Raw genomic sequence first — 2,584 nt, forward strand, 5'->3', positions numbered from 1 at the left:
AAATTGAAAGATATTGTAAAACCTTATGTGAAAAATGAGGAAGCATTGATTAACATTAATGAAAACACAGACTTTATTAATGACTTAAACATCAATTCTGCAAATTTAGTTGATGTAATTTTGGATGTGGAAGAAGTTTTCGATATTGAAATCGACGCGGATTCTATGGAAAAAATGCGCGATGTAAAATCTGCTTTGGCGGTGATTGAAGAGAAACTTTCGGCGAAATAATTTTTGAACGACAATTTTAAAATCAATTAGAAATATGATTGAAATTCTAATTTTAAAATCAAAATCATTTCCTCATTGAAGTCGAAAATCTTACCTTTGCACAAACAAAAATTAATATGAAATTTTTTATCGACACTGCCAATCTTGAGCAAATTAAAGAAGCACAAGATTTGGGAATTTTAGACGGAGTTACCACCAATCCGTCATTGATGGCGAAAGAAGGAATCAGCGGAAAAGAAGCGATTCTGAACCATTACAAAACCATTTGTGAAATTGTTGACGGCGATATTTCTGCTGAAGTTCTCAGCACCACTTACGAAGAAATGATTAAAGAAGGCGACGAATTAGCAGCAATTCACCCCAATATCGTAGTGAAAATCCCGATGATTAAAGACGGAATTAAAGCTTTAAAATATTTCTCAAACAAAGGAATCAAAACCAATTGCACTTTGATTTTCTCTGCCGGACAAGCTTTATTGGCGGCAAAAGCGGGAGCAAATTATGTTTCTCCGTTCTTGGGAAGATTAGATGATATTTCAGTTGATGGAATGAATTTAATTGAAGAAATCAGAATTATTTTTGATAATTATATGTTTGATACCGAAATTTTGGCAGCGTCGATTCGTTCGCCAATGCACATTATCAATTGTGCGAAAATCGGTGCTGATGTGATTACTTCGCCATTAGATCCGATTCTCAATTTATTGAATCATCCATTAACTGATAAAGGTTTAGCGCAGTTTGTTGCTGATGCTAAAAAAATGGGATAAGAAATTTTTCCTTCAATGAATATAATGAAACCGTCTGATTTTTCAGACGGTTTTATTTTTGCAGATTTCTCTTGTAATTAAAAATAAAAACCAGCTCAAAAAAGCTGGTTTAAAAGGGTTTATTTCTTAGATTCTTCTACAGAAACCTTTCTGAAATCTTTGAACAATTTACTCAATTCTAAAGCTGATTTTCTCGCTCTTGTTCCTGCCGCTTTGTTTCCTTTTTCCGCTTGTTGATTTGATTCTGTTGCAAATGTTTCAAATTCTGCGTTGATTTTTTCAATAAGTTCTTTCATGTAAATAAATTTAGGCTGCAAACATAACATTTATGAACGATTTAGCCTACTATCAAAGAAAAAAATATGATTAAAAACGTATTATTTTTTATTTTAAAATTCAAAAAAACTAAAAATGCCTCAAATTAAATTGCACACAATATAATTGCTTACTATATTTGCAATTCGAAATACGTAATAATTTAAAAATAAAAAAATATGTCATTAATAGAAGATTTAAAATGGAGACACGCCGTAAAAGCTTATGATTCCACAAAAAAAGTATCTGAACAAAATTTGAATAAAATATTAGAAGCCGCGAGATTAGCACCAACTTCTTCGGGATTACAGCCTTTCCGAGTAATTGTAGTAGAAAACCAAGAACTGAAAGAGAAAATGGTTCAAGGCGCATTAAATCCCGAAGTGATGAAAGATTCTTCACACGTTTTGGTTTTCGCAGCTTGGGACAGTTATTCTGATGCGAAAATTGATAAAGTTTACGATCATCATACCGATGTGAGAGATTTACCAAGAGGAAGATTCAGCAGTTATACCGATAAAATTAAGGAACTATATAATGGTCAAACTCCAGAAGAACATTTTGCTCATACTGCCCGTCAAACTTATATCGCATTAGGTTTAGCGATGGCTCAAGCTGCAGAATTAAAGATTGACAGTACGCCTGCAGAAGGTTTCAGCAACGAAATTGTAGATGAAATTTTAGGGTTGAAAGAATTGGGCTTGAAAAGTGTAAGTTTACTTTATCTTGGCTATAGAGACCTCGAAAAGGATTATCTTTCCCACATGAAAAAAGTGAGAATTCCGATGGAGGAATTTATTATCAGGAAATAATTTAGAAATTCACCGTTTCAATTTCAATATGGAAAATCAAGAAACCCCAAAATTAGGCGATCAACTTTGCTTTCCGCTTTATCTGGTCGCAAAGGAAATTACCGGTATGTACCGTCCTTTTTTGGAGGAATTAGACATTACTTATTCCCAATATTTAGTAATGATGGTACTTTGGGAGTATGAAAGATTAACCGTAAATCAAATTGGTGAGAAATTATATTTGGACAGCGGAACTTTAACGCCATTATTAAAAAGACTGGAAGCAAAATCGTATATCGTGCGACATCGAAAAAAAGAAGATGAACGCGTGGTAGAAGTTTTTTTAACAGATGAAGGAAATGAACTTCAGAAAAAAGCCTGCATCATTCCCAGAAAAATGCAGGAAAAACTCAATTTATCTGAAGATGAACTTTTGGAATTGAAAGTAACCGTGACCAAATTAATGCAAATTATAGA

Annotated in this window: 5 protein-coding genes; 4 read left to right on the forward strand and 1 reads right to left on the reverse strand. The window is 33.0% G+C overall.

From position 1 onward, the window contains the following. Both WBY99_RS10445 and fsa read left to right on the forward strand, forming a co-directional pair. Positions 1-231: acyl carrier protein (locus tag WBY99_RS10445; RefSeq protein ID WP_423976272.1), on the forward strand; the 231-nt coding region annotated here is incomplete at its 5' end. A gap of 116 nt (positions 232-347) precedes the next feature. Continuing rightward, positions 348-1,001, forward strand: a complete 654-nt coding sequence (gene fsa, locus WBY99_RS10450) for a fructose-6-phosphate aldolase (protein ID WP_423976273.1) — start codon at positions 348-350, stop codon at positions 999-1,001. A 119-nt stretch (positions 1,002-1,120) separates the two neighbouring features. Here fsa and WBY99_RS10455 read toward each other — a convergent pair whose 3' ends face one another. Next, a complete protein-coding gene (locus tag WBY99_RS10455; protein WP_423976274.1) occupies positions 1,121-1,297 on the reverse strand; it encodes a histone H1 in 177 nt (58 codons plus the stop codon). Positions 1,298-1,495: 198 nt separating this feature from the next. On the opposite strand from WBY99_RS10455, the gene WBY99_RS10460 reads away from it, so the two are divergent. Further along, complete coding sequence (locus tag WBY99_RS10460; RefSeq protein WP_423976275.1) at positions 1,496-2,128, forward strand: NAD(P)H-dependent oxidoreductase; 633 nt, start codon at positions 1,496-1,498, stop codon at positions 2,126-2,128. A gap of 28 nt (positions 2,129-2,156) precedes the next feature. Further along, a partial coding sequence (locus WBY99_RS10465; protein ID WP_423976276.1) for a MarR family winged helix-turn-helix transcriptional regulator occupies positions 2,157-2,584 on the forward strand: 428 nt, incomplete at its 3' end.

The organism is Kaistella sp., assembly GCF_049588135.1.
Lineage (GTDB): Bacteria > Bacteroidota > Bacteroidia > Flavobacteriales > Weeksellaceae > Kaistella.